We start from the raw sequence: 20348 nt of genomic DNA on the forward strand, positions 1-20348 counted from the left end.
GCGAGGGCCGCGGCGGCGGCCCTCGCAGCGGGACGGGTCATCCGGCGAAAGCGCCGATCGCCGACCGGGCGGGCTAGTGGCGCAGCAACCGCCACGTCGGCAGCACGCTCGCCACCACCGCGAGCAGCAGGCACAGGCCGACCACCCCGCCGATCACCGACCAGGGCACGGCGAGGTCCACCGGCACGCCGACCTGCTCGGCGAGGCCGGCGCGGATGCTCAGCAGACCCGCGAACGCCACGCTCCCGCCGAGTAGCGCGCCGATCAGCACCACCAGGGCGGACTCGGCCGTGACCAGCCAGAGGACCTGCCGTCGGGTCGCGCCGGCCAGCCGGATCAGCCGCAGGTCGGCCGCCCGGCCGGCGGCAGCCAGCAACAGCGTGTTGGCCACCGCGATGGCCCCGTAGCCGGCGGACACACCGATCAGCAGCAGCGTGAACAGCCAGACGAGGCGGTCCTCGGCGGCGTCCGCCTCGGCCGCCCAGGTGGCGACGTCGACGATCCGCGCGCCGACCGGCGGATCGATCCGGTCGCGGACGTACACCGTGGAGGTCAGCGCCGACGGGTCGTGCGTTCGCACCACGGCCCGGGGCACGAGCAGGTCGCCGGGGAGCGAGTCGTCGGTGACCACGGCCACGACGCGCAGCGGCACCAACGTCCCGTCGGCGAAGACCAGCTCGTACGCCTCGGATGGCAGCAGGTTCGTCGAGGCGGTGACCACCACCGTGTCCTCGCCACGTAGGTCGTTCAGGGAGCCGGCGACGACGGTGAGCGCCCGGTTCGCGGCGGCGAAGCCCGCCGGGTCCACACCGAGCGCGGTCAGTGGCCGGTTCTCCGGCAGCGTTCCGGGGTCGGTGCGGAAGACCGTGGTCGGCAGGAGGGCGGTGCCACCGGCCGCGGCAACGGCCTGGTCCGACAGACCGGGTCCCCCGTCGGGCACGACGATCCAGCCGGCGTTCACGTTGTCCGCCCGGCCTGCCGCGTACGCGGCGGTGGTGGTGCGCACCATCCCGGACACCAGCACCGCGAACGCGACCGTGAGCAGCACCGGCGCGGCGAGGGACGCGGTCCGCCGGGTGGCGGTCAACGCGCCACCCCGGACCAGCATCCCGATCGCCCCACCGGGCCGTCGCACCGGAGACCGCAGCAACCGCACGACCGGCCCGACCACCGCCGGGGCGAGCACGGTGGCACCGGCCACCAGGGCCATCACCGCGTAGAGGGCGTACTGCGCGGCGACCCGGGCTTCGTCGGCGGTCGCCGTACCGACGCTGAGCGCGGCCCCCACCGCGACGAGAAACGCCCCGGTGGCGACCCGCAGCCGCCCGATCGGTCGCTGCTCCACCGCGGCCTCGCGCAGCGCCTCCAACGGGCGGACCCGGGCCGCTCGGCGGGACGCCGACCAGACGGCCAGCAGAGCGATCACCGGCCCGGCGACGAGCGAGACCGCGACCGGCCAGAAGGCGTAGCGGACCGCGAAGGTCGCCGGCTCGAAGCCGACGTCGACCAGCAGTCGACCCAACCCCGGGGCGAGTGCCGCGCCGACCAACAGGCCGACGAGCCCGGCCGAGGCGCCGACGGCGAGCGCCTCGGCGTACACCATGCGGCGGACCTGGCGTCCGGTGGCGCCCACGGCGCGCAGCAGGCCCAGCTCGCGACGGCGTTGCGCGATGGTGAACGCGAAGGTGGAGGCGACCACGAACACCGTGACGAAGCCGGCGAGGGCCGCCGTGGCGGTGAGCACCTGCATGCCGATCCAGCGGGTACGGGCGTCACCGCGCGGCTCCAGCGCGCCGCGTTCGTCGCCGGTCAGCACCTGTCCATCGCCGCCGACGACACCGCGAGCCGCCACGGCGACCCGTTCCGGGTCGGCGCCGGGCGCGAGCAGCAGACCGATGGCCCGGACGCCGGGCGCGAGCACGGCGGCGACCTCGTCCGCGACGTAGACGCCGGGCGCGTCGACCAGACCGCTGACGGTGTACGGCTCCGGACCCGCCGCCGTGAGAAGGGTGACCGGCACGCCGGTCCGCAGCCCGAGCGCACGGTCGACGACCACCTCGCCGGCCTTGCGGGGCGGCTCGCCGGCCGTGCGGCGCAGTCCACCCAGCTGGGCGCTGGACCAGCCGTGGCCCTGGTGGGCGTCCTCCCGTCGGGCATCAGCGGCCGAAGGACGGTCGCCGACGAGCGGCTGGGCGTAGAAGGTCCGGTCCGGAACCGCCGCCGCGACGCCCGGCAGACCGGCCAGCCTGCTGGTGAGCTCCGCCGCCGCGGTGGCGGACCAGGGTCGGGTCGGCACGAAGGAGTCAGCCTCCGTACCCGCCTCCGGACTCTGCACCACCACCGCCGCCTGCGCCAGCCGGTCCGGGACCTGCGGACGCCCGGAGGCGAGCAGCAGGGTGGCCGTCGCGACCAGCGCGACCCCGATGGCGACGGCCACGAACGCGCTGGCCGAACGCCGGATGCTCAGCACGACAGCCCCTCGGTGGTCTCCGCGGCGTGCCGGGACGCGCCCACGGGATCCGCCTCACGCTCGGCGATCCGGGCGGCGACGGCAGCGGCGGTGATCCCGCCGGTCAACTCGTCGACGACGCGGCCGTCGGCGAGCAGGAGGACCCGATCGGCGTACGCGGCGGCGCTGGGATCGTGGGTCACCATCACGACGGTCTGCCCGTGGTCGTCGACGAGCGCGCGCAGCAGCCGGAGCACCTGCCGCGACGCCGCGCTGTCCAGTGCCCCGGTCGGCTCGTCGGCGAAGAGCACCGCCGGACGGGTGATCAACGCTCGGGCCACGGCGACGCGCTGCTGCTCGCCACCGGACAGCTCACTCGGCCGGTGTCCGGCCCGGTCGGCCAGTCCGACGGCGTCGAGCGCGGCGGCGACGTCCCGGGCCGGTGGGCGGCGGCCGGCCAGGCGCAAGGGCAACTCGACGTTCTGCGCGGCGGTCAGCGTGGACACCAGGTTGAACGCCTGGAACACGAAGCCGACGCAATCGCGCCGCAGTCGGGTCAGCTCGTCCTCGCCGAGGTCGTTCAGACGGATGCCGTCGATCGTGACGATCCCCTCGGTCGGGCTGTCCAGCCCGGCCGCGCAGTGCAGCAGCGTGGACTTTCCCGAGCCGGAGGGGCCCATCACCGCCGTGAAGGTGCCGCTCGCGAAGCTGGTCGTCACACCGTCGAGCGCCGTCACCGGCCGATCCCGGGTGCCGTACACCGCTCGTACCCCCGTCAAGGTCACCGTGTCTGTGGTCATGGCCGTCACGGTGCCGGCTCCGGCAGGTGTCGCGCGTCGTGCCAGCACGGACACTTTCCGGCCCGCCCGTGGGCGGAGTCCGCGGGCGACCGGTGACCAGGCGTCGTACCCGAGGATGACGGCCCACGGGTGGACGCCCCCACCGCGGCTGGCCGATACCGTTTGTCGGGTGATCGCTCTCCTGCTGTCCCGGCGACTGCGGCCGATGGATCTGTACATCCTGGACGCCGTCCTGGCCGTGGCGGTCGGCGGGCTGCTCTGCCCGTACGCGGCGCTCGAGTCGCCGCTGCACGGTGGCGTACGCGAACCGCTCTGGGTGTCCGTGCTCGTCGGAATGACTCTCGGGCTGCCGTTGGCCGTCCGGCGACGGTGGCCGGTCTCGGTCGCCGTCGTGATCAGCTCGATCAGCACCGTTGCCCTGGTCACCGGCGTGATTCCCAACTTCGCGGCTGCCGCGCCGGCGTTCGCCATCGGCCTTTCCTTCTACACGGTGGCCGTGTCGACGGCCACGCGCCGATCGATGATCTGCGCCGCCGGTTGTCTCGCTCTGGTGAGCGTCGCGCTGGTGCTGACCGCGGGTGACCTCTGGTCGCGGACCGGGGCGGTCGCCTACGCCGCCGTCATGATCGCGCCAGCCTGGCTGATCGGCTGGCTGATCCGGGAGCGACGCGCTCTCGCCGCCCGGCAGGGCGAGCATCTGATCCGCCAGGCCACCACCGAGGAGCGGCTGCGGGTGGCCCGGGAGCTGCACGACGTGGTGGCGCACACGTTGAGTCTCATCGTGGTGAAGGCGGCCGTCGCCAACCACGTCGCCGAGGCCGACCCCCGCGAGGCGGGCGCCGCGCTGCGGGTGATCGAGGAGACCGGCCGGACCGCGCTGACCGACATCCGCCGGGTGCTCGGCGTGCTGCGGGAGGAGACCTCGTACGCGCCGGCGCCCGGGTTGGACGAGCTGCCCGGGCTGGCCGAACGGGCGACCATCGGCGGCGTCGACGTCCGGCTGGACATCCGGCGGGAGGAACCGGACGGCGCGGTCCCGGAGTCGGTGGGCCTCGCCGTGTACCGGATCGTGCAGGAGGCGGTGACCAACGTGGTGAAGCACGCGGCGCCCGCCGCCTGCCGGGCGACCGTGACCGTCACGCCCGGTGAGGTACGGGTGGAGGTGATCGACGACGGTCGGCGGCCGATCGGGGTGATCGGGGAGGGGCACGGGCTCGTCGGCATGCGCGAGCGGGTGGCGGTGCACGGCGGCGACTTCCGCGCCGGGCCACGTGCCGGCGGTGGTTTCGCGGTGACGGCGCGGCTGCCCTACCGGGTCGCCGCATGATCCGGGTGCTGATCGCCGACGACCAGGCGCTGCTGCGCGGCAGCTTCCGACTGCTGGTGGACCTGGCGCCCGACTGCACCACCGTGGGTGAGGCGGGCACCGGCGTGGAAGCCGTCGCGCTGACCGCCGAGCATCGGCCGGACGTGGTGCTGATGGACGTACGCATGCCGGAGATGGACGGCATCGAGGCGACCCGGCGGATCTGCGCCGACCCGGCGATGGCGGCCACCCGGGTGCTCATCCTGACCACCTTCGACCTCGACGAGTACGTCTACGGCGGACTCCGGGCCGGCGCCAGCGGCTTCCTGCTCAAGGACACCCCACCGGCGGAGCTGCTGACCGGCATCCGGGTGGTCGCCGCCGGTGAGGGGCTGCTCGCGCCGACGGTGACCCGCCGGCTGATCGACGAGTTCGCCCGGCGGCCGGAGCCGGCCCGACCGCTGCCGCGCCGGCTGGACGGGGTGACCGAACGGGAACGGGAGGTGCTCGCGTTGATCGCCCGGGGCCTGTCCAACGCCGAGCTGGCCGCGCACCTCACCCTCAGCCCGGCCACCGTGAAGACACACGTGGGGCGGCTGCTGACCAAGCTGGCGGTACGCGACCGCGCGCAGCTCGTCATCGTCGCCTACGAGACCGGCCTGGTGGGTCCGGGCGGACCGGGTCCGGTCGGCCTACGCTGACCTGGTCGGCCCGGTGATCGAGGAGGACCCCATGACCCGGTACGTCGCCCTGCTGCGCGGGGTCAACGTCGGCTCCACCCGGCTCGCGATGGCCGACCTGCGCCGCCTCGTCACCGATCTCGGGCACGAGGACGCCCGGACGTACCTGCAGAGCGGCAACGTGGTGTTCGGCAGCACCGTGCGCGACGCCGAGAAGCTGGCCGGCGGTATCGAGCGGGCGCTCGCCGACGAGCTGGGGCTGAGCGTGCCGGTGCTGGTGCGCAGCGCCCGGGAGCTGGCCGCGGTGGCCGGCGGCAACCCGTACGCCGAGCGGGAGGACGACCCGACGAGGCTGCTGGTGGCCTTCCTCGCCACCGCCCCGAAGCGGTCCACTGTGGACGCCCTCACCGTGCCCGGCGGCGAGAACGTGGCGTTCACGGTGACCGGTCGGGAGGTTTACCTGCACTTTCCCGAGGGCGGCTACGGGCGGTCGAAGTTCACCAACGCGTACCTGGAGAAGAAGTTGGACGTGGTGGCCACCACCCGGAACTGGAAGTCGGTGCGCGCCCTGGCGGAGTTGGCCGCCGGCTGACCCGGCGGGGGTCGCGACGCCCGGGCCGCGACCGCCGCCGAGGCCGGTCAGAAGTGGTACGCGGTCTCGTACTCGGGCACCAGCACCCGGCTGCGCGGCGAGATCCTGCGCACCGCCGCGATCATGTCGTCCAGCCGGACGCGGTCGGCCGGTGCGACGGGCGGCGGGTTCCGCAGCTCGGTCTCGAAGTTGTCCCAGTGCACCGGCACCACGACCTTCGGGTAGTCCAGGCCGGCCAGCAGCCGGGGCAGGTAGTCGCCGGTGGTGGTGGCGCTCTGCATGGCCACCATGGCCACGTCCGGCGCCAGGCCGGTGAGGTTCCGCTCGGCGACGTCGCTGGCCCCGGTGAAGTAGACCGACGGCCCGCCGTCGACCCGCAGCAGGTAGCCCAGGGTGTCCCCCTCCGGCAGGTCCGCGATGGTCGCCGGCCGCGGCGGCGGGCTCACCCGCACACCGGGAAAGGCCACCGAGTACGAGGGGTTGCGGCTGTGCAGGGAGCCGACCACCTCGATCGTGTGATCGCCGAAGTCCAGCACCTCTCCGCCCTTCACGGGGCTGAGCTGCGTCGACGGCATCCCGTAGGCCAACCCCAGGTGGTACGCGGTCAGCGTGCCGAACACCCGCGCGCCGGTGCGGCCGGCGATGTACGGCACGTCCATGAAGTGGTCCCAGTGGGTGTGCGTGACCAGCACCGTCGCGGCCCGGTCGACGCGCGGGTCGATCACGTCGGTGCGCACGGTCAACCCGGCGGCCGGGTTGAACGGGCCGGTGAACAGGCCGGTGTCGATCCGGCTGAGGTACGGGTCGACCAGCACGGTCCGGTCCCTGATGTCGACGCGCCAGCCGGCCGTGCCCCACCAGCGGAAGCTGACCGCTCCGGCGCGACGGGTGGCCGGTGCGGAGGCGGCGGCCGTCGGCGCGGCGTGGGCCGGGGTGGCGGAGGTAGCGGCGAGGCCACCGGCGGAGACCAGGGCGGTGGTGGCGGCGGCGTCGCGCAGGAAGCGACGACGGTCGAGACTGGGCATGACGGATCTACTCCCCGTGGTCGGGCGGTTGGTCGATCCGAGCCAACCAGCGCCACCTCGCCCAAGTCCAAGATCCAAGACCGTTCGCTCCGATACCGATCCGCATATCGGGCCGGCTCAGGGCCCGTGTGCCGCCGCTCGGACGGGCGGAAAATCAGTCGGCGCGCAGCGCCTCGACGGCCGTGCGAGCCGCCTGCCCCATCGCCAGGTCCACGTCGATCCGGCGCGGGGCCAGCCGGTCGGCACGGGCGAAGATGGCGATGGCGTACCGGCCGCCGTCGGGATACTCGGCGACGCCGGCCTCCAGGTGCAGGCCGGGCAGGGTGCCGGTCTTTCCGGACACCCGGACGCCGGGCGGGAACCCAGCGGCCAGCCGGGTCCAGAAGATCTGCCGGGCCATCCAGGTGCGGACCATCGCGCAGGCCGCCGCCGGCCCGGCCTCGTCGCGCCAGATCAGGGTGAGCAGCCGGGTGATCTCCCGGGCCGTGCTGGACGTGGTGCGCGCGGGGTCGAACACCCGCATCGCCCGGACCCGGTCGACCGGCAACGTGGGGAAGATCCGGGCGAACTCCGCCTCGGTCCGCGCGCCCACGTCGGCGAGCATCGCCTCGACCAGGTCCCGGGGGCCGCCGAGCACGCGGGTACGCGTCAGCCCCAGCTCGGCGGCGAGCATCGGCAGCAGGTCCGGGCCGACCCGGCGCAGCAGCAGGTCGGCGGCGGTGTTGTCGCTGACCGACATGGCGAAGTACGCGAGGTCCCGCAGCGACACCTCGGCGTCGTCGGTGCAGCCGGCCAGCCCCCACCCGCCGAGCCGGTCGGCGGCGGTGACCAGGATCCGCTCGGTCGGGTCCAGCTGACCGGCGACGACCTGCCGGGCGAACTCCAGCACCAGAAGGATCTTGAAGATCGAGGCGATCACCACCTGCTCGTCGGCGCGCACCCCGACCTCCGGACCGCCGCCCGCCGGGTCGTCGGCGGTCAGGTCCACGGCGTCCAGGTCGACGGCGTGCAGGCTGCCGGTGACCGCGGCCCCGGCGAAGATGGCCTCGATGCGCTCCCCCACGTCCACCCCGGCACGGTATCCAGCAGCACGATGCCGGCGCTGGCGTAGGGTCCCGGCCGTGGACCTGCTCCGACACCTGCGGCACTTCGTGGTGGTCGCCCACGAGCTGCACTTCGGGCGGGCCGCGGAGCTGCTCGGGATGGCCCAGCCGCCGCTGAGCCAGTCGATCCAGCGGCTCGAACGGGAGCTGACGGTCGAGCTGTTCGACCGGTCCCGCCGCCAGGTGCGCCTCACCACCGCCGGTGAGCTGCTGCTCGGCGAGGCGGAAGAGCTGCTCGCCGGGGAGGGTCGGCTCCGCAGCCTGATGGGACAGGTCCGGGCGGGCGAGCTGGGCGTCCTGCGGGCCGGTGTGCCGCCGGAGACGCCGGCGGTGACGCTGCGCGCTATGCTGGACGGGCTCACCGCCCGCGCTCCCGGCCTGGACGTGGAACTGCACGAGCTGACCAGCAGCGAGCAGGTGCGGATGCTCACCGAACGCACCCTGGACGTGGGGCTGGTGCACCACCCGGTCGCGGCGGACGGGCTGCGCTTCGGCGCCCCGGTCGACGTACCCCTGGGGGTGCTGCTGCCGCGCACCTCGCCGCTGGCCCGCGACCGGGAGGTGGCGCTCGCCGCGCTGGCCGGCCTCGACCTGGTGGCCGCGCCCCGGGCCACGGCGCCGCGCTGGCACGACCACCTGCTGGACGTGTGCCGCCGGCACGGCTGGCGGCCGGCGCGGGTCCGGCCGGCCCGCAACCCGGAGTTCCTCTTCGGCCTGGTGCTGGCCGGCGGCGCGGCGGCCGTCGAGCCGGCGACGGTGGCCCGCCGGGAACCCCGGATCGCCTGGCGGCCGATCGCCGGCGCGCCGCTGGCAAAGCGCACCTCGGCGGCCTGGCCGGACCGGTCCGCGCACCCGGCGGCGCCGATGTTCGGGCAGCTCGCCGCCGAGGTGCTGGCCGGTGCCGAGCCCGCGCCGATCGCGCCCGGCACCCCGTCGGCGCCCGCCGCGCGACCTTGGCCGGTGCTCTTCGACACGACCGGGTGAAGCGGCCCGCACGCCACGTTGCGCTCGTCACTTCGGATCCGGCGGTGAAACCACCACCCGCTCGGGTAGGGATAACAGGTGGCACGGGTGGACGTGATCTCGCGCCCGGGTGCCTCGAACGAAAGACGCGAAGGAGCCGCAGTGGCCAACACGATTCCCGACATCAGCCTGAACGACGGCACGACCATCCCGCAGCTCGGCTTCGGGGTGTTCCAGATCGAGCCGAAGGACACCGTCGCGGCGGTGGCGAAGGCGCTGGAGGTGGGCTACCGGCACATCGACACCGCCGAGATGTACGGCAACGAGGCCGAGGTGGGCCAGGCGGTCCGCGAGTCCGGCCTCGACCGCGGCTCGGTCTACGTGACCAGCAAGCTGAACAACGCCTTCCACCGTCCCGACGACGCCCGCAAGGCGTTCGACTCGACGCTGGCGGCGCTGAAGATGGACTACATCGACCTGTTCCTCATCCACTGGCCGCTGCCGACCCTGTACGACGGCGACTTCGTCTCCACCTGGAAGGCGCTGGAGGAGTTCCAGCGCGACGGCCGGGCCCGCTCGATCGGCGTGTCGAACTTCCAGGTGTCGCACCTGCGGCGGCTGGCCGTCGAGGCGGACGTGGTGCCGGCGGTGAACCAGATTGAGGTGCACCCGTACTTCGGCAACGAGGAGGTCCGCGCCTACGGCCGCGAGCACAACATCCTCACCGAGGCGTGGTCGCCGATCGCGCAGGGCAAGGTGCTGGGCGACCCGACGGTGGTCGACATCGCCGAGCAGCTCGGCCGGACCCCGGCGCAGGTGGTGCTCCGCTGGCACGTGCAGCGCGGCGACATCATCTTCCCGAAGTCGACCACCCCGGAGCGGATCGAGGAGAACACCCGGATCTTCGACTTCGAGCTGGACGACACGGCGATGGAGCGGATCACCGAGCTGGACAAGGGCGAGTCCGGCCGGCAGGGCGGGCACCCGGACACCTTCGCCTACCTGCCGGCGTAACGCGACGGTCGGCGACGGCGCACAGTGAAAGGGGGCCCGGTCGGGCCCCCTTTTCGCGTGAAAGGACCGCCCCCGGCGATGTCGCTCCGCCGTACCATCCTGGTTCCGCTGTCGTTGCTTCTGTTCGCCTCGGCGGCCTGCGCCCCGAGCCAGGCCGCCGGGGCTCCCCGCTGGTCCGCGCCGGCGGTGTCGGCCTCGCCGACCCCGCCGAAGCCGCGCCCGGCGCCGACCTCCACGGCCGAGGTCCGCAGCCGGGTGACGGGGGCGATGCTGGACCTGGACGCCCAGTTCAACCCGGAGATCGCCCAGTACACCGACGAGAACACCGACGCCTGGAAGTTGATCTCCCTGTGCAGGGCGAGCCTGCCGTCGGACATCAAACGCACCGCGTACCGGGAGCGGCTCTGGGACGGCGAGACCGTGTGGATCCGGCAGTACGTGGTCGGCTACCTGAAGGTGTCCGGTCGCAAGCTCGCCGACGAGCTGCGGTCCGTCCTCGCGACGTGCAAGGAGTACGAGGTGCCCGACGACGGGCGCACGTCGACGATCGTGCGGCCCTCGCCTCCGCCCATGCCGAACGGCCCGGACGTGATCACCTTCTGCGAGCGGCTGAAGGGGAAGGCGACCCGGCACCAGTGCACTCTGCTCCTGGTGCGCGGCAACTTCGTCATGGAGGTGGACGCCTCTGCGGCCAATGGCGACCTGGCGGCCAGCACCGCGCTGATCGCGAAGATCGCGCCGCTGGCGGTTGCCGCCTTCGAGAAGGCCGTCTGAACGCTGCCGTTGGGCGGGCGCCGCTGCTGCCGCGCCCGCCCCTCCCCCCGGCCGACGACCCCTCGCCAGCCTTCGGTCAGATCCGGCCCACGGAGTCCTGGTTCTGCAGCACCAGCCAGCGCCCGTGGTGGTACGTGTAGCTGACCCCGATCAGCAGCGGCACCCTGGTGCCGGTGGCCGGCACCGCGTAGACGGAGTCGAACAGCACGAACCCGGTCCGGCAGCCCACCACGGTCTGCTTGGCCACACTGAACGACTGCGTCCAGGAGTCGTCGGCGAAGAACCCGCGCAGCCAGTCCACGGTGGCCCGTTTGCCGTCCAGCACCTCCCCGTCGGACGCGAAGACGGAGGTCACGTCGGGGTGCAGCAGCGCGGCGAAGCCGTCCAGGTCGCGGCGGGCGGTGGTCTCCACGTACGCCCGGACCGCGCGGTCGAATGCGCGCTCGCAGCCACGGGCCGCCGCGTCGCCGGCTGTGGTGTCGCCCGGTGCGGGGCCGGCGGCCGACACCGCGGCGGGAGCAGCCGCCAACAATCCGGCGGCGAGCCCGACCAGGACGATCGTACGGCCGAGCCGGCCGGCGGGGCGGGCGGAGGCAGGTGGGCGCATCGGGTTCTCCTTCGGACGAGTGGTTGTGCCGTCGCAGCCAACCCGGCCCGCCACGCTGCCGGCCACTGATTCGAACCAGCTCGAATGCGGACCGCACATCGATGCCACCGCTTGTACGATCCGCGCTGTGATGGTCGCGCATCTGGACGGCCCGAGCCTCGCCCGGCTCCGGTTGGCGATCTCTCCCGCCGCGGAGGTGACGTCCTGGCTACGGGCCGCGCTCTCGCGGTTCGGGCATCCGGTGCACGGCGATCCCGGTCCGGCCGCCCGCGCCGCTCTGCGGCACCCCGACGTGGCCCTGGTCGCGGAGCTGGTGACGCCGCCCGGCCGGCTCGGCTACACGCCGGACCTGCTCACGCCGAAACCGCCGCTGGGTCCGCTCGACACGGTCTTCGACCAGCAGTTGGCGGCCATGGCGGCGACCCCGGCCGACGCGGTGGCGATGCAGGTGAACGAGCGGTTCCCGGCGGGCGGGATGCCGGCGCGGGTCCGCGCGGCGGTCGACGACGGCACCCTCGCCCGGCGGGTCACCGACGGGCTGCGCCACTTCTGGCAGGCCGCGCTCGCCGAGCGGTGGCCGGCGGTGCGGGCCACGCTGGAGGCCGAGCTGGCGGTGCGGGCCACCGCGATGGCCACCGCCGGGGTGGGCAGCATGCTGAACGGCCTGCACCCCGGGGTCGGCTGGACCGGCAGGTCGCTGACCATCGACAGCTCGTACCGGATCACCACGGCGCTCACCGGCGCGGAGCTGGTGCTCGCGCCGTCGGCGCTGGCCTGGCCGCAGTTGTCCACCCAGCTCTGCGACGAGGGCAACGCGGTGCTGGTCTACCCGATCGGCGCCGGGCGGGCCCAGCAGCGCCGGGCGGGCCGGCTCGGCGACCTGGTCGGTGTGAGCCGGGCGGCGATCCTGGCGGACCTGAACGTGCCCCGGTCCACCGGGCAGCTGAGCGAGCGGCACCGGCTGGCCCCGGCCACCGTCTCCTACCACCTGGGGGTGCTGCTGCGCTCCGGCCTGGTGGTCCGTGCCCGGGAGCGGCACAGCGTGCTCTACCGGCGGTCCGACCACGGGGACGAGCTGGTTGGCTGCCGGTCGGATCAGGGTGCGACGCGCTCGGCGAGCCCTTGATCCCGGCCAGGGTACGGTAACGCGCTTCCACCGTCCGGTGCACGTACTGGTGTCACGCGTCAGCCCGGCGGAGGCGTTCGGCTGCATGCGCCCGTAGCGCATCGCCGCCCGCCGGGGTGCCACCGCACAGTGCCATCTCCCGGGCGTTGTACGCGGCCATCCACAAGCTGGCCGCCCATGCGATCTCCAGCTCCACGGCCGTGAACAAGCGCCCTCGAAGGTCTTGATATCTCACCAGGAACGCCTCGGAGCTGTCGATCGGCGCCAGCGTGGGCGGTCCGGAACTGGCGAACGACCCGCTCGCCGCTCCCACCAGCGCCGCCTCCGGCTGCCACGCCAGGCTGTCCCAGTCGTGCACCGCCCACACCTGCCGACCCTGCCACCGCAGGTTCTGCGCCTCGAAGTCGGCGTGGCCGAGCACGCACGGCAGGCCGGCGGCCAGCAGCCGCCGCCGGGCCCGCTCAGCCGTCTCCACGATGTGCTCGGACACGACACTCTGGTCCCGGCTGTCGAGAACGTCGATCGCCGGCCACACCCCAGAATCGGTGTGGTCCCACCGCACCCAGGGCGGATTCGGAAGCGGCGGCGCGACGGTCACGCCGGCAAGTTCGCCCATCAGCCGGGCGAACACCTCCGCGCAGCGCATGGCCATGCCCGGCGAGTCCCCGTGCAACACCTCGCCGCCGGGCCGCAATTCTTCGGCGTGCACGGCCAGCGCACCGACACCGACCACCGGCGTGAGCGGCCGGGCACACGGGAACCCGCGCTCGGCCAGCCGGGCCTGCGCCGCGACACACGACGCGGCCCGGCCGTCGTCGGCGCGCGCCTTGACCACGACGTCCCTGCCGCCGGCCAACCGCAGACCGAACACCGTCGAGACCTGCTGCGACTGGAACAGCACGCCGGCGGGTTCACCGCCCAGATGGTCCAGACACCAAGCCGGCAACCAGGCCGGCAGCTCATCCAACGGCACACTCAGGACTGTGCCACAGGGGCACCGAACGCACCTGAGACGAGATCGTCCGCTGGACGATCACCGAACCTCCCTGACGATCCGCCCTGCCCTGGTGAACGCTTGACCTGGAGTGCGCTCCAGCCGGCAGGGTGGCACGCGGGCGCCCACCGGTAGGGCGCCCGGAAGGAGATCCCCATGCGGTACCGCACGATCGGCACCGACCCGGCGACCCGGCGCGAGGTCAGCGTGCTCAGCCTCGGCGCGATGCTCTTCGGCAGCGCCACCGACGAGGCCACCTCGTACGCGATCCTCGACCGGTACGTCGAGGCCGGCGGCACCTTCATCGACACGTCGGACAACTACGCGTTCTGGGTGGACGACGGCCAGGGCGGGCAGAGCGAGGAACTGCTCGGACGGTGGCGGCGCAGCCGGGGCGTCGGCCCCGAGATCGTCATCGCCACCAAGCTGGGCGCCCGCCCGCTGGCACCCGGGACCAGCTACCTGGACAACGCCGAGGGCCTGTCCGCCAAGGTGATCCGCGAATCCGCCGAGCGCAGTCGGGACCGGCTCGGCGTGGACCGGCTGGACCTGCTCTACGCGCACATCGAGGACCGCACGGTGCCGCTGGCGGAGACCGTCGAGGGCTTCGCCGAGCTGGTCGCCGAGGGGACGGTGGGCCTGCTGGGGGCGAGCAACCACCGGGCCTGGCGGGTCGAGCGGGCCCGCGCGCTGGCCGCCGCGGCCGGCCTGCCGGGGTACGAGGTGCTCCAGTACCACCGCAGCTACCTGCCGAACCGGACCGACCTGACCAGCGCGCTGGACCCGGACGGCGAGCCGGGCGGCGTCAGCGGCGACCTGCTCAGCTACCTGCGCGCCGAGCCAGAGCTGACCCTGGTGGCGTACTCGCCGCTGCTCAAGGGTGCCTTCACGCGGGCGGACAAGCCGCTCAGCGCGGCGTACGACCTGCCGAGCGCGCCCCGCCGGCTGGCCGCGCTGCGCGAGGTGGCCGGTGCGACCGGTGCGACGGTCAACCAGGTGGTGCTGGCCTGGTTGCTGGGCGGTGACCTGCCGTCGATCCCGCTGGTCGGCGCGTCCTCGGTGGCCCAGCTCGACGAGAGCCTCGCGGCGGTGGACCTGGAGCTGACCGCCGAGCAGCGGCACCGCCTCGACACCACCTGGTGACCTGCGACAAACCGCCCCGCCGGCGTCAGCCCTCGGCCGGTGGGGCGGTCAGGTCGAGCTGCCAGTCGTTGGCACGCATCAGGTGCCCCGGCGGGTATTCGAACCCCGTCTCGCCCAGCAGGGTGAACCCGGCCTTGCGGCAGACCGCGTTCGAGGCGGGATTGTCGACCGAGGGGTAGGCGTGCGCGTAACGGCGGGTCCGCCGGGCGCGGGCCACGTCGACGACCGCGCGCACCGCGGCGGTGGCCAGCCCCTGCCCCCGGTACGCGGGCAGCACCGCCCAGCCCATCTCGTACACCGGCTGCTCGCGCCAGTCCCGGGCCCAGTAGCCGACGCTGCCCGCCCGCGCCCCGTCCGGCAGCACCAGGGTGAACATGCAGCCCTGGCCACCCTCGGCGAAGTGCACGTAGCGGTCGTGCCGGGCGAGCACCTGCTCATCGGTCTCCGGGCCGCCGGTGTGCTTGCGCGTGTCCGGTGAGTTGAGCTGCCGCAGCAGGTCGAGGTCGTCCTCGTGCCACGGCTCGATACGTATCTGTGCCATTCCTTAACTGTGTCGCGGCCGAGCAGCCCGCAGAGTCGCCTGGGCTAGCCGGTCGACTCGGTCGGCAAACCCCGTGCGCGGCCCGCCCTTGGCTTCGGCAATGGGGGACGCCGTTTCGACGGGGTGCCCGGACTCCCGGTCGCCTGAGGGTGTGACCGACAGGTTGGCCTCGTCGATCAAAGCTTGGGCGCGATCCCCGACCTGCCGACGCTGCTGCGGCGACTCTAGGGCCTCGGCCCGCAACGTCGACATGGTGAGCGACCAGGCCCGGTTGAGGCGCTGAGGGTCGTCAAAGAGGCTCGTCTCCAACGGCGGCCCTGGATCGACGTAGCTGCTGGACGGCAGCACCCAGACGGCGTCGTCCACGAGGTACTGATCCTCGGGCTGCCCTTCGGGCTGCCCCTCAGGTCTCGGTGTGTCGGGTGTCGCCACAGTTCCTCCAGTCTCTTTCGTCATCGCCATGCGAAGTCGCCAGCACCAAGATCCTCGCGCCTTATCAGGTCATTGAAGTGCACGAGCTTGAGCGCGAACCGGTAGCTGATATAGATCAAGTTCATCGCCGAGATGAGGCAGAGCGTGATCCACCGCCAATCGGTTATTCCAACGAAGGTCAGCGGGTCGGCGATGCTCTCCGCGATGATCGGGTCCGGTGCAGTCGGTGGAGGAGAGCCGAGATAGAGCACAACCGCGACCACCGAGACCACTCCACTGACGATGAGCGACAGGCGCGCGAGCAGTGACCCACCGACCAGCGCGTCCTTGTCCGACGAGAGGCCGAACCAGGAGGCGGCCACCGCCGGCAACGCCAGCATCAGGGCAGGCAGACCTCCCACCTGGGCGCTCTGCGGACTGGTCACGAGATTGCCGGCAACCGCCAGCAGGAGGGTGGTGGCCAGGGCGGTGATCGTCGCGCGCCCTCGGGCACCGGGCGGGGTCTCTTTAAAGGTGGTGATCAGCTGCAGGTCTCGCAGTTTCGGCGCAGCCCGGGAATAGCCACGCATGTAGACGTGCACGAAATTCTGCCCACGCTTGCGGCGTACTCGGAAATGATGATCGGTGACCCGGTCATCGTCGGTCGCACTTCTCGACCTGTCGAGTTCGTGCGCGCAGAGGTGCCTCTTGTTGTCGGCCTTTTTGCCGTGTCGGCCCTCGTCGGCGGGGACCCCGACAGCTGCCCTGCCGCGCCACTGGCGAGTCAATAGGACCCTGCAGTGCCGGCACTGCAGGAACTGCTTGATCACGTACTTGTTCGCAGGGGCGTTGACCCGGAGGTGGTAGCTCTCGGCGGTGAGGGCCATCTCCACGGGGATCGCCACCTTGTCCGGCTTGAGGCCGAGCCCGAGCCGGAGCAGACCCCGCCAACTCGTGGTCAGGGAAGCCGGCACGTAGGTCCGCTCGTACTTGATTAGGAATCGCCCACTGGACGCTTCGGCCGTGGAGATGACCGCGACGATCGGGTACGACCAACCCAGGGCCGAGACGTACTTGCGGACGCGTTCCCGACTGTCGTCGTCGGGAAATTTGATCTTCTCAAGAATCACGTTCAACCGTTCGTGCACCTGACCGGTGGGCAATGGCCCACGAGTCGCCACGATCTGGAGCATGGCCAGCTCGGCTGCGCGCACGGGCTCGTCCAGTGTTGTCGGCGGAGAGGGCGCGTCCTTGGCAGCGAAGATTTCCATGAGGATGAGCCGAAGCCCCGCTGCGGCCAGCTTGGTGGTCTCCTCGTAGGAGAGGGTCGGCAACGAACTGCCTCCCGCCGACTGCAGCTGGAAGTTGTCCACCAGTTCGCCCTTCACCGGCTGCAGGATCGGGATGTAGAGAGCCCTTCCGCCATCCTCGGCGTCGGGCAGGCTGAACGAGATCGCTACCTGCTGCCGCACCGCCCGCTCGTCGAGGTCGATGGTTTCCGCCAGCCGTGAGCGGGAGCGGGCCGGGTCGACGATGAGCTCCACGAACATCGTCATCGCCTTGCGGTCCTGCTCGCTGAGGCGCTCGGCCGCCGACACCTGAAGGCGCTGCAACCACGGTACGTCGGGCTGTCCGGGGCGCTGCGTCACCGTCTTCTCCTCGCCCAGACGCTGCCGCAACCGAGAGAAGATCACCCCGCCGAGGACGATCGCGGCGGTCAGGCAGAGGATCCGCGCAAGACCCTCCAGCAGGTTTCCGTTGCGGACGAACCACTCGCCGTACGCATCGAAGCGGTGCCGGAGCCAACCTGTGCTTCCCGCAGTGGTGACGAGAAGGGCGCCCGCGCCAGCGAAGGCGATGTTCATCATCATCTTCCGTACGGAGTGCCGCTTCTTCATTGACCATCACGCTCCCCGCCCTGCGACAGCGATGAGTACTCAAGGTGGTACACGCTGCTACAGCACAGCAACCCATGTCGAAGTCCCGTCCAAATAGGGCAATCCGTCATGATTGGCGGTTCACGATGTGATGTAAACCACTCTGACCTGGCATTGAATACACGGGCAATGTTTGCGAAAAGATCGACGCCAGTGACACCTGTTACCACAACGTGACGCGATCTCACCGAAACGGTCACAGCTGCCTGCCTGCGCCGACAACGCACCGACAAACATCGGGTCCACGGTACTCAATGCAATGGCCGTGACTCTGTCGTCCAACCGGCTGAATGCGCTGGTCGAGTGGACGCTTGGTGTTGTGTGGATTCCGAGCTCGCTAGATCCGATCTAGCGGGCCGCCGGTCGCTGCCTCGCGCCTTACGAGTGAGACCACGAGGCCGGGGAGGGGAAACGATGACGCCGCTCAGAATCGCCGTGATCATCGGCAGCACCCGGGAGGGGCGGGCCGGTGACCGGGTCGCCCGCTGGTTCGTCGAGCAGGCCGAGCGGCACGACGACCTCACGGTGACGGTCGTTGACCTCACCGAGTACGACTTTCCGGCCAGCTACCCCGCCGAGCCGACCGCGTCCATCCGGGCGTTCGTCCGCGCGGTGGGCAGGGCGGACGCGTTCGTCGTGGTCACCCCCGAGTACAACCACAGCTTCCCCGCACCCTTGAAACAGGCGATCGACTACGCGTACGACGAGTGGCAGGCCAAGCCGGTCGGCTTCGTGTCGTACGGCTGCCGGTCCACCGGCCTGCACGCGGTCGACCAGCTGCGCACCATCTTCACCGCACTGCACTCGATGACGGTGCGCGACGTCGTCGGCATCGACCTGCTCGCCGGTGAGCCGACGCCGCAGTGCACCGACGAACTGCGCCGGGACGCCCGCGTCCTGCTCGACCAGCTCCGCTGGTGGGGTCTGGCGCTGCGCGAAGGCCGCGCCGCCCGGCCCTACGCCTCCTGAACACGTCCAACGAAAGGTAAGGATCATGAGTAGACGCACCACCGGCCTGGCCATCGAGGCCGCGGGGCTCACCCGTTCGTTCGGGGACACCCGGGCGCTGGCCGGCATCGACCTCCAGGTGCCCGCCGGCACCGTCTACGGCCTGCTCGGCCCGAACGGGGCGGGCAAGACCACCGCCGTGCGGGTGCTCGCCACGCTGCTGCGCCCCGACGGCGGCACGGCGCGGGTGTTCGGGCACGACGTGGTCACCGAGGCCGACGCGGTCCGCTCCCGGGTCAGCCTCACCGGCCAGTACGCCTCCGTCGACGAGGACCTGACCGGCACGGAGAACCTGGTGCTCCTGGCCCGCCTGCTCGGCCTGCGCAAGCCGGCCGCCCGCGAGCGCGCGGCGGCCCTGCTCGCCGCGTTCGGCCTGACCGACGCGAGTGACCGCCAGGTGAAGAAGTACTCCGGCGGGATGCGGCGGCGCATCGACATCGCCGCCAGCATCCTCAACACCCCGGACCTGCTCTTCCTCGACGAGCCGACGACCGGCCTGGACCCGCGCAGCCGCAACCAGGTGTGGGAGATCATCCGCGCTGTCGTCGCACACGGCACGACGGTGCTGCTCACCACGCAGTACCTGGACGAGGCGGACCAGCTCGCCGGGCGGATCGCGGTCGTCGACCACGGCCGGGTGATCGCGGAGGGCACCCCGGGCGAGCTGAAGTCGTCGGTCGGCTCCGGCACCGTCCACCTGCGACTGCGCGACCCCGCGCAGCGGCCCGAGGCGGAGAAGGTGCTCCAGGCGGCCCTCGGCGTACCGGTGCAGCTCGAAGCCGACCCGGTCGCGCTGCTGGCCCGGGTCGGCGAGGCCGGCACCGACCTCGACGCCAGCGCGCAGGCCGCCCGCGCGCTCGGCGACCTGGCCCGCGCCGGCATCGTCGTCGACGACTTCTCCCTCGGCCAGCCGAGCCTCGACGAGGTCTTCCTGGCCCTGACCGACCACCCCGCCGTGCCCGCCGACGAGCGGGACGACCAGCTGGAGGCAGCCCGATGAGCAACGTCACCACCACCACGACCGAACGGGCGCCCGCCGTCTACGTCCCGTCCGCCGAGGCGCTGGCGACCGTGCTCGCGCCCGGTTCCCGACCGCCCCGACCCAGCGCGCTGGGAGCGTCGCTGACGTTCGGCTGGCGGGCCATGCTGAAGATCAAGCACGTGCCGGAGCAGCTCTTCGACGTGACCGCGTTCCCGATCATCATGGTGCTGATGTTCACGTACCTGTTCGGTGGCGCCCTCGCCGACAGCCCGCGCGACTACCTGCAGTTCTTCCTGCCCGGCATCATGGTGACCAGCGTCGTCATGATCACCATGTACACCGGCGTCGGCCTCAACACCGACATCGAGAAGGGCATCTTCGACCGCTTCCGGACCCTGCCCGTCTGGCGGCCGGCCGCCCTGGTCGGCATGATCTTCGGTGACGTGCTGCGCTACATCCTCGCCGCCCTGGTGATCCTCGGCGTCGGGCTGGCGCTCGGGTTCCGACCCGACGGCGGGGTTGCCGGTGTCGCCGCCGGGATCGGGCTGCTGGTGGTCTTCTCGTTCGCGTTCTCCTGGGTGTGGACGTTCTTCGGGCTGGTCCTGCGCAGCGAGAAGTCGGTGATGGGCGTCAGCATGATGGTGCTGTTCCCGCTGACGTTCCTGAGCAACGTCTTCGTCGAGCCGAGCACCATGCCCGGCTGGCTCCAGGCGTTCGTGAACGTCAACCCGGTGACGCAGCTGGTGGCCGCGGTCCGCGCGGCGATGGCCGGCTCGTCGGACCCGTCCAACACGATGTGGTTGCTGGCGTGGAGCGTCGGGTTCGTGGTCGTCTTCGGCACGCTGACCATGTACCGATACAACCGCCGCTGACCCTGCCGCACCCGGACGGGC

General features: G+C 72.2%; 19 protein-coding genes. 11 read left to right on the forward strand and 8 right to left on the reverse strand.

What is annotated here, in order from left to right; translation table 11 throughout:
* Positions 1–73: 73 nt before the first annotated feature.
* Positions 74–2470, reverse strand: coding sequence for an ABC transporter permease (locus EAD89_RS16295; RefSeq protein ID WP_233578741.1), 2397 nt, complete (start codon positions 2468–2470; stop codon positions 74–76).
* Complete coding sequence (locus EAD89_RS16300; RefSeq protein ID WP_199733529.1) at positions 2464–3249, reverse strand: ABC transporter ATP-binding protein; 786 nt, start codon at positions 3247–3249, stop codon at positions 2464–2466. Before EAD89_RS16300 ends, EAD89_RS16295 begins: the two co-directional genes overlap by 7 nt.
* A 169-nt stretch (positions 3250–3418) precedes the next feature.
* Between EAD89_RS16300 and EAD89_RS16305 the strand changes: the two genes are divergently transcribed.
* From EAD89_RS16305 to EAD89_RS16315, 3 genes are read left to right on the forward strand one after another with little or no spacing between them, the layout of a single operon-like run.
* A complete protein-coding gene (locus tag EAD89_RS16305; RefSeq protein WP_233578742.1) occupies positions 3419–4576 on the forward strand; it encodes a sensor histidine kinase in 1158 nt (385 codons plus the stop codon).
* Complete coding sequence (locus EAD89_RS16310) at positions 4573–5256, forward strand: response regulator transcription factor (RefSeq protein WP_121654671.1); 684 nt, start codon at positions 4573–4575, stop codon at positions 5254–5256. The genes EAD89_RS16305 and EAD89_RS16310 overlap by 4 nt, the downstream gene beginning before the upstream one ends.
* A 31-nt stretch (positions 5257–5287) precedes the next feature.
* Positions 5288–5827: a DUF1697 domain-containing protein gene (locus EAD89_RS16315; protein WP_121676385.1), complete on the forward strand. Its 540-nt coding sequence runs from the start codon at positions 5288–5290 to the stop codon at positions 5825–5827.
* A gap of 47 nt (positions 5828–5874) precedes the next feature.
* Here EAD89_RS16315 and EAD89_RS16320 read toward each other — a convergent pair whose 3' ends face one another.
* Positions 5875–6852 (reverse strand): MBL fold metallo-hydrolase, encoded by a 978-nt coding sequence (locus EAD89_RS16320; protein WP_121676326.1) that lies wholly within the window; start codon positions 6850–6852, stop codon positions 5875–5877.
* Positions 6853–7006: 154 nt separating this feature from the next.
* Positions 7007–7921, reverse strand: coding sequence for a serine hydrolase (locus EAD89_RS16325; RefSeq protein ID WP_121676327.1), 915 nt, complete (start codon positions 7919–7921; stop codon positions 7007–7009).
* Between the two features lie 52 nt (positions 7922–7973).
* On the opposite strand from EAD89_RS16325, the gene EAD89_RS16330 reads away from it, so the two are divergent.
* From EAD89_RS16330 to EAD89_RS16340, 3 genes are all read left to right on the forward strand, one after another.
* Entirely contained in the window at positions 7974–8939 is a 966-nt protein-coding gene (locus tag EAD89_RS16330; RefSeq protein WP_121676328.1) for a LysR family transcriptional regulator, read from the forward strand.
* 141 nt (positions 8940–9080) lie between these two features.
* The gene (locus tag EAD89_RS16335; RefSeq protein ID WP_121676329.1) at positions 9081–9932 is read left to right on the forward strand and encodes an aldo/keto reductase; all 852 of its coding nucleotides are present in this window, start codon (positions 9081–9083) and stop codon (positions 9930–9932) included.
* A 78-nt stretch (positions 9933–10010) separates the two neighbouring features.
* Positions 10011–10706, forward strand: a complete 696-nt coding sequence (locus tag EAD89_RS16340) for a hypothetical protein (protein WP_121676330.1) — start codon at positions 10011–10013, stop codon at positions 10704–10706.
* A 76-nt stretch (positions 10707–10782) separates the two neighbouring features.
* Here EAD89_RS16340 and EAD89_RS16345 read toward each other — a convergent pair whose 3' ends face one another.
* On the reverse strand, positions 10783–11313 hold the full coding sequence (locus EAD89_RS16345) for a nuclear transport factor 2 family protein (RefSeq protein ID WP_158610745.1): 531 nt from the start codon (positions 11311–11313) through the stop codon (positions 10783–10785).
* A 130-nt stretch (positions 11314–11443) separates the two neighbouring features.
* On the opposite strand from EAD89_RS16345, the gene EAD89_RS16350 reads away from it, so the two are divergent.
* A complete protein-coding gene (locus EAD89_RS16350) occupies positions 11444–12439 on the forward strand; it encodes a DUF5937 family protein (RefSeq protein WP_121676332.1) in 996 nt (331 codons plus the stop codon).
* Positions 12440–12491: 52 nt separating this feature from the next.
* Here the strand turns inward: EAD89_RS16350 and EAD89_RS16355 are convergent, their stop codons facing one another.
* Positions 12492–13412 carry a hypothetical protein gene (locus EAD89_RS16355; RefSeq protein WP_121676333.1) on the reverse strand — a complete coding sequence of 307 codons (921 nt, stop codon included), beginning with the start codon at positions 13410–13412 and terminating at the stop codon, positions 12492–12494.
* 177 nt (positions 13413–13589) lie between these two features.
* Here EAD89_RS16355 and EAD89_RS16360 point away from each other — a divergent pair, with 177 nt between their 5' ends.
* On the forward strand, positions 13590–14576 hold the full coding sequence (locus tag EAD89_RS16360) for an aldo/keto reductase (protein ID WP_121676334.1): 987 nt from the start codon (positions 13590–13592) through the stop codon (positions 14574–14576).
* A 25-nt stretch (positions 14577–14601) separates the two neighbouring features.
* Here the strand turns inward: EAD89_RS16360 and EAD89_RS16365 are convergent, their stop codons facing one another.
* Together EAD89_RS16365 and EAD89_RS16375 are read right to left on the reverse strand one after the other, a co-directional pair.
* Entirely contained in the window at positions 14602–15117 is a 516-nt protein-coding gene (locus EAD89_RS16365) for a GNAT family N-acetyltransferase (protein ID WP_121676335.1), read from the reverse strand.
* A 452-nt stretch (positions 15118–15569) separates the two neighbouring features.
* On the reverse strand, positions 15570–17426 hold the full coding sequence (locus tag EAD89_RS16375; protein WP_121676337.1) for a hypothetical protein: 1857 nt from the start codon (positions 17424–17426) through the stop codon (positions 15570–15572).
* 453 nt (positions 17427–17879) lie between these two features.
* On the opposite strand from EAD89_RS16375, the gene EAD89_RS16380 reads away from it, so the two are divergent.
* The 3 genes from EAD89_RS16380 to EAD89_RS16390 are packed head-to-tail and all read left to right on the forward strand — an operon-like array spanning position 17880 to position 20327.
* Positions 17880–18434: an NADPH-dependent FMN reductase gene (locus EAD89_RS16380; protein WP_121654660.1), complete on the forward strand. Its 555-nt coding sequence runs from the start codon at positions 17880–17882 to the stop codon at positions 18432–18434.
* Between the two features lie 25 nt (positions 18435–18459).
* Positions 18460–19473 (forward strand): ATP-binding cassette domain-containing protein, encoded by a 1014-nt coding sequence (locus tag EAD89_RS16385; protein ID WP_121654659.1) that lies wholly within the window; start codon positions 18460–18462, stop codon positions 19471–19473.
* Entirely contained in the window at positions 19470–20327 is an 858-nt protein-coding gene (locus EAD89_RS16390) for an ABC transporter permease (RefSeq protein ID WP_121676338.1), read from the forward strand. The genes EAD89_RS16385 and EAD89_RS16390 overlap by 4 nt, the downstream gene beginning before the upstream one ends.
* The last annotated feature ends 21 nt before the right edge of the window (positions 20328–20348 follow it).

The organism is Micromonospora sp. BL4 (genome assembly GCF_003667505.1).
Taxonomy (GTDB): domain Bacteria; phylum Actinomycetota; class Actinomycetes; order Mycobacteriales; family Micromonosporaceae; genus Micromonospora.

Bases quoted from the DNA above. Each gene is read 5' to 3' on its own strand.
- EAD89_RS16300 (WP_199733529.1), bottom strand. From the start codon at position 3,249: ATGACCACAGACACGGTGACCTTGACGGGGGTACGAGCGGTGTACGGC.
- EAD89_RS16310 (WP_121654671.1), top strand. From the start codon at position 4,573: ATGATCCGGGTGCTGATCGCCGACGACCAGGCGCTGCTGCGCGGCAGC.
- EAD89_RS16315 (WP_121676385.1), top strand. From the start codon at position 5,288: ATGACCCGGTACGTCGCCCTGCTGCGCGGGGTCAACGTCGGCTCCACC.
- EAD89_RS16320 (WP_121676326.1), bottom strand. From the start codon at position 6,852: ATGCCCAGTCTCGACCGTCGTCGCTTCCTGCGCGACGCCGCCGCCACC.
- EAD89_RS16340 (WP_121676330.1), top strand. From the start codon at position 10,011: ATGTCGCTCCGCCGTACCATCCTGGTTCCGCTGTCGTTGCTTCTGTTC.
- EAD89_RS16345 (WP_158610745.1), bottom strand. From the start codon at position 11,313: ATGCGCCCACCTGCCTCCGCCCGCCCCGCCGGCCGGCTCGGCCGTACG.
- EAD89_RS16350 (WP_121676332.1), top strand. From the start codon at position 11,444: ATGGTCGCGCATCTGGACGGCCCGAGCCTCGCCCGGCTCCGGTTGGCG.
- EAD89_RS16360 (WP_121676334.1), top strand. From the start codon at position 13,590: ATGCGGTACCGCACGATCGGCACCGACCCGGCGACCCGGCGCGAGGTC.
- EAD89_RS16365 (WP_121676335.1), bottom strand. From the start codon at position 15,117: ATGGCACAGATACGTATCGAGCCGTGGCACGAGGACGACCTCGACCTG.
- EAD89_RS16375 (WP_121676337.1), bottom strand. From the start codon at position 17,426: ATGAAGAAGCGGCACTCCGTACGGAAGATGATGATGAACATCGCCTTC.
- EAD89_RS16380 (WP_121654660.1), top strand. From the start codon at position 17,880: ATGACGCCGCTCAGAATCGCCGTGATCATCGGCAGCACCCGGGAGGGG.
- EAD89_RS16385 (WP_121654659.1), top strand. From the start codon at position 18,460: ATGAGTAGACGCACCACCGGCCTGGCCATCGAGGCCGCGGGGCTCACC.
- EAD89_RS16390 (WP_121676338.1), top strand. From the start codon at position 19,470: ATGAGCAACGTCACCACCACCACGACCGAACGGGCGCCCGCCGTCTAC.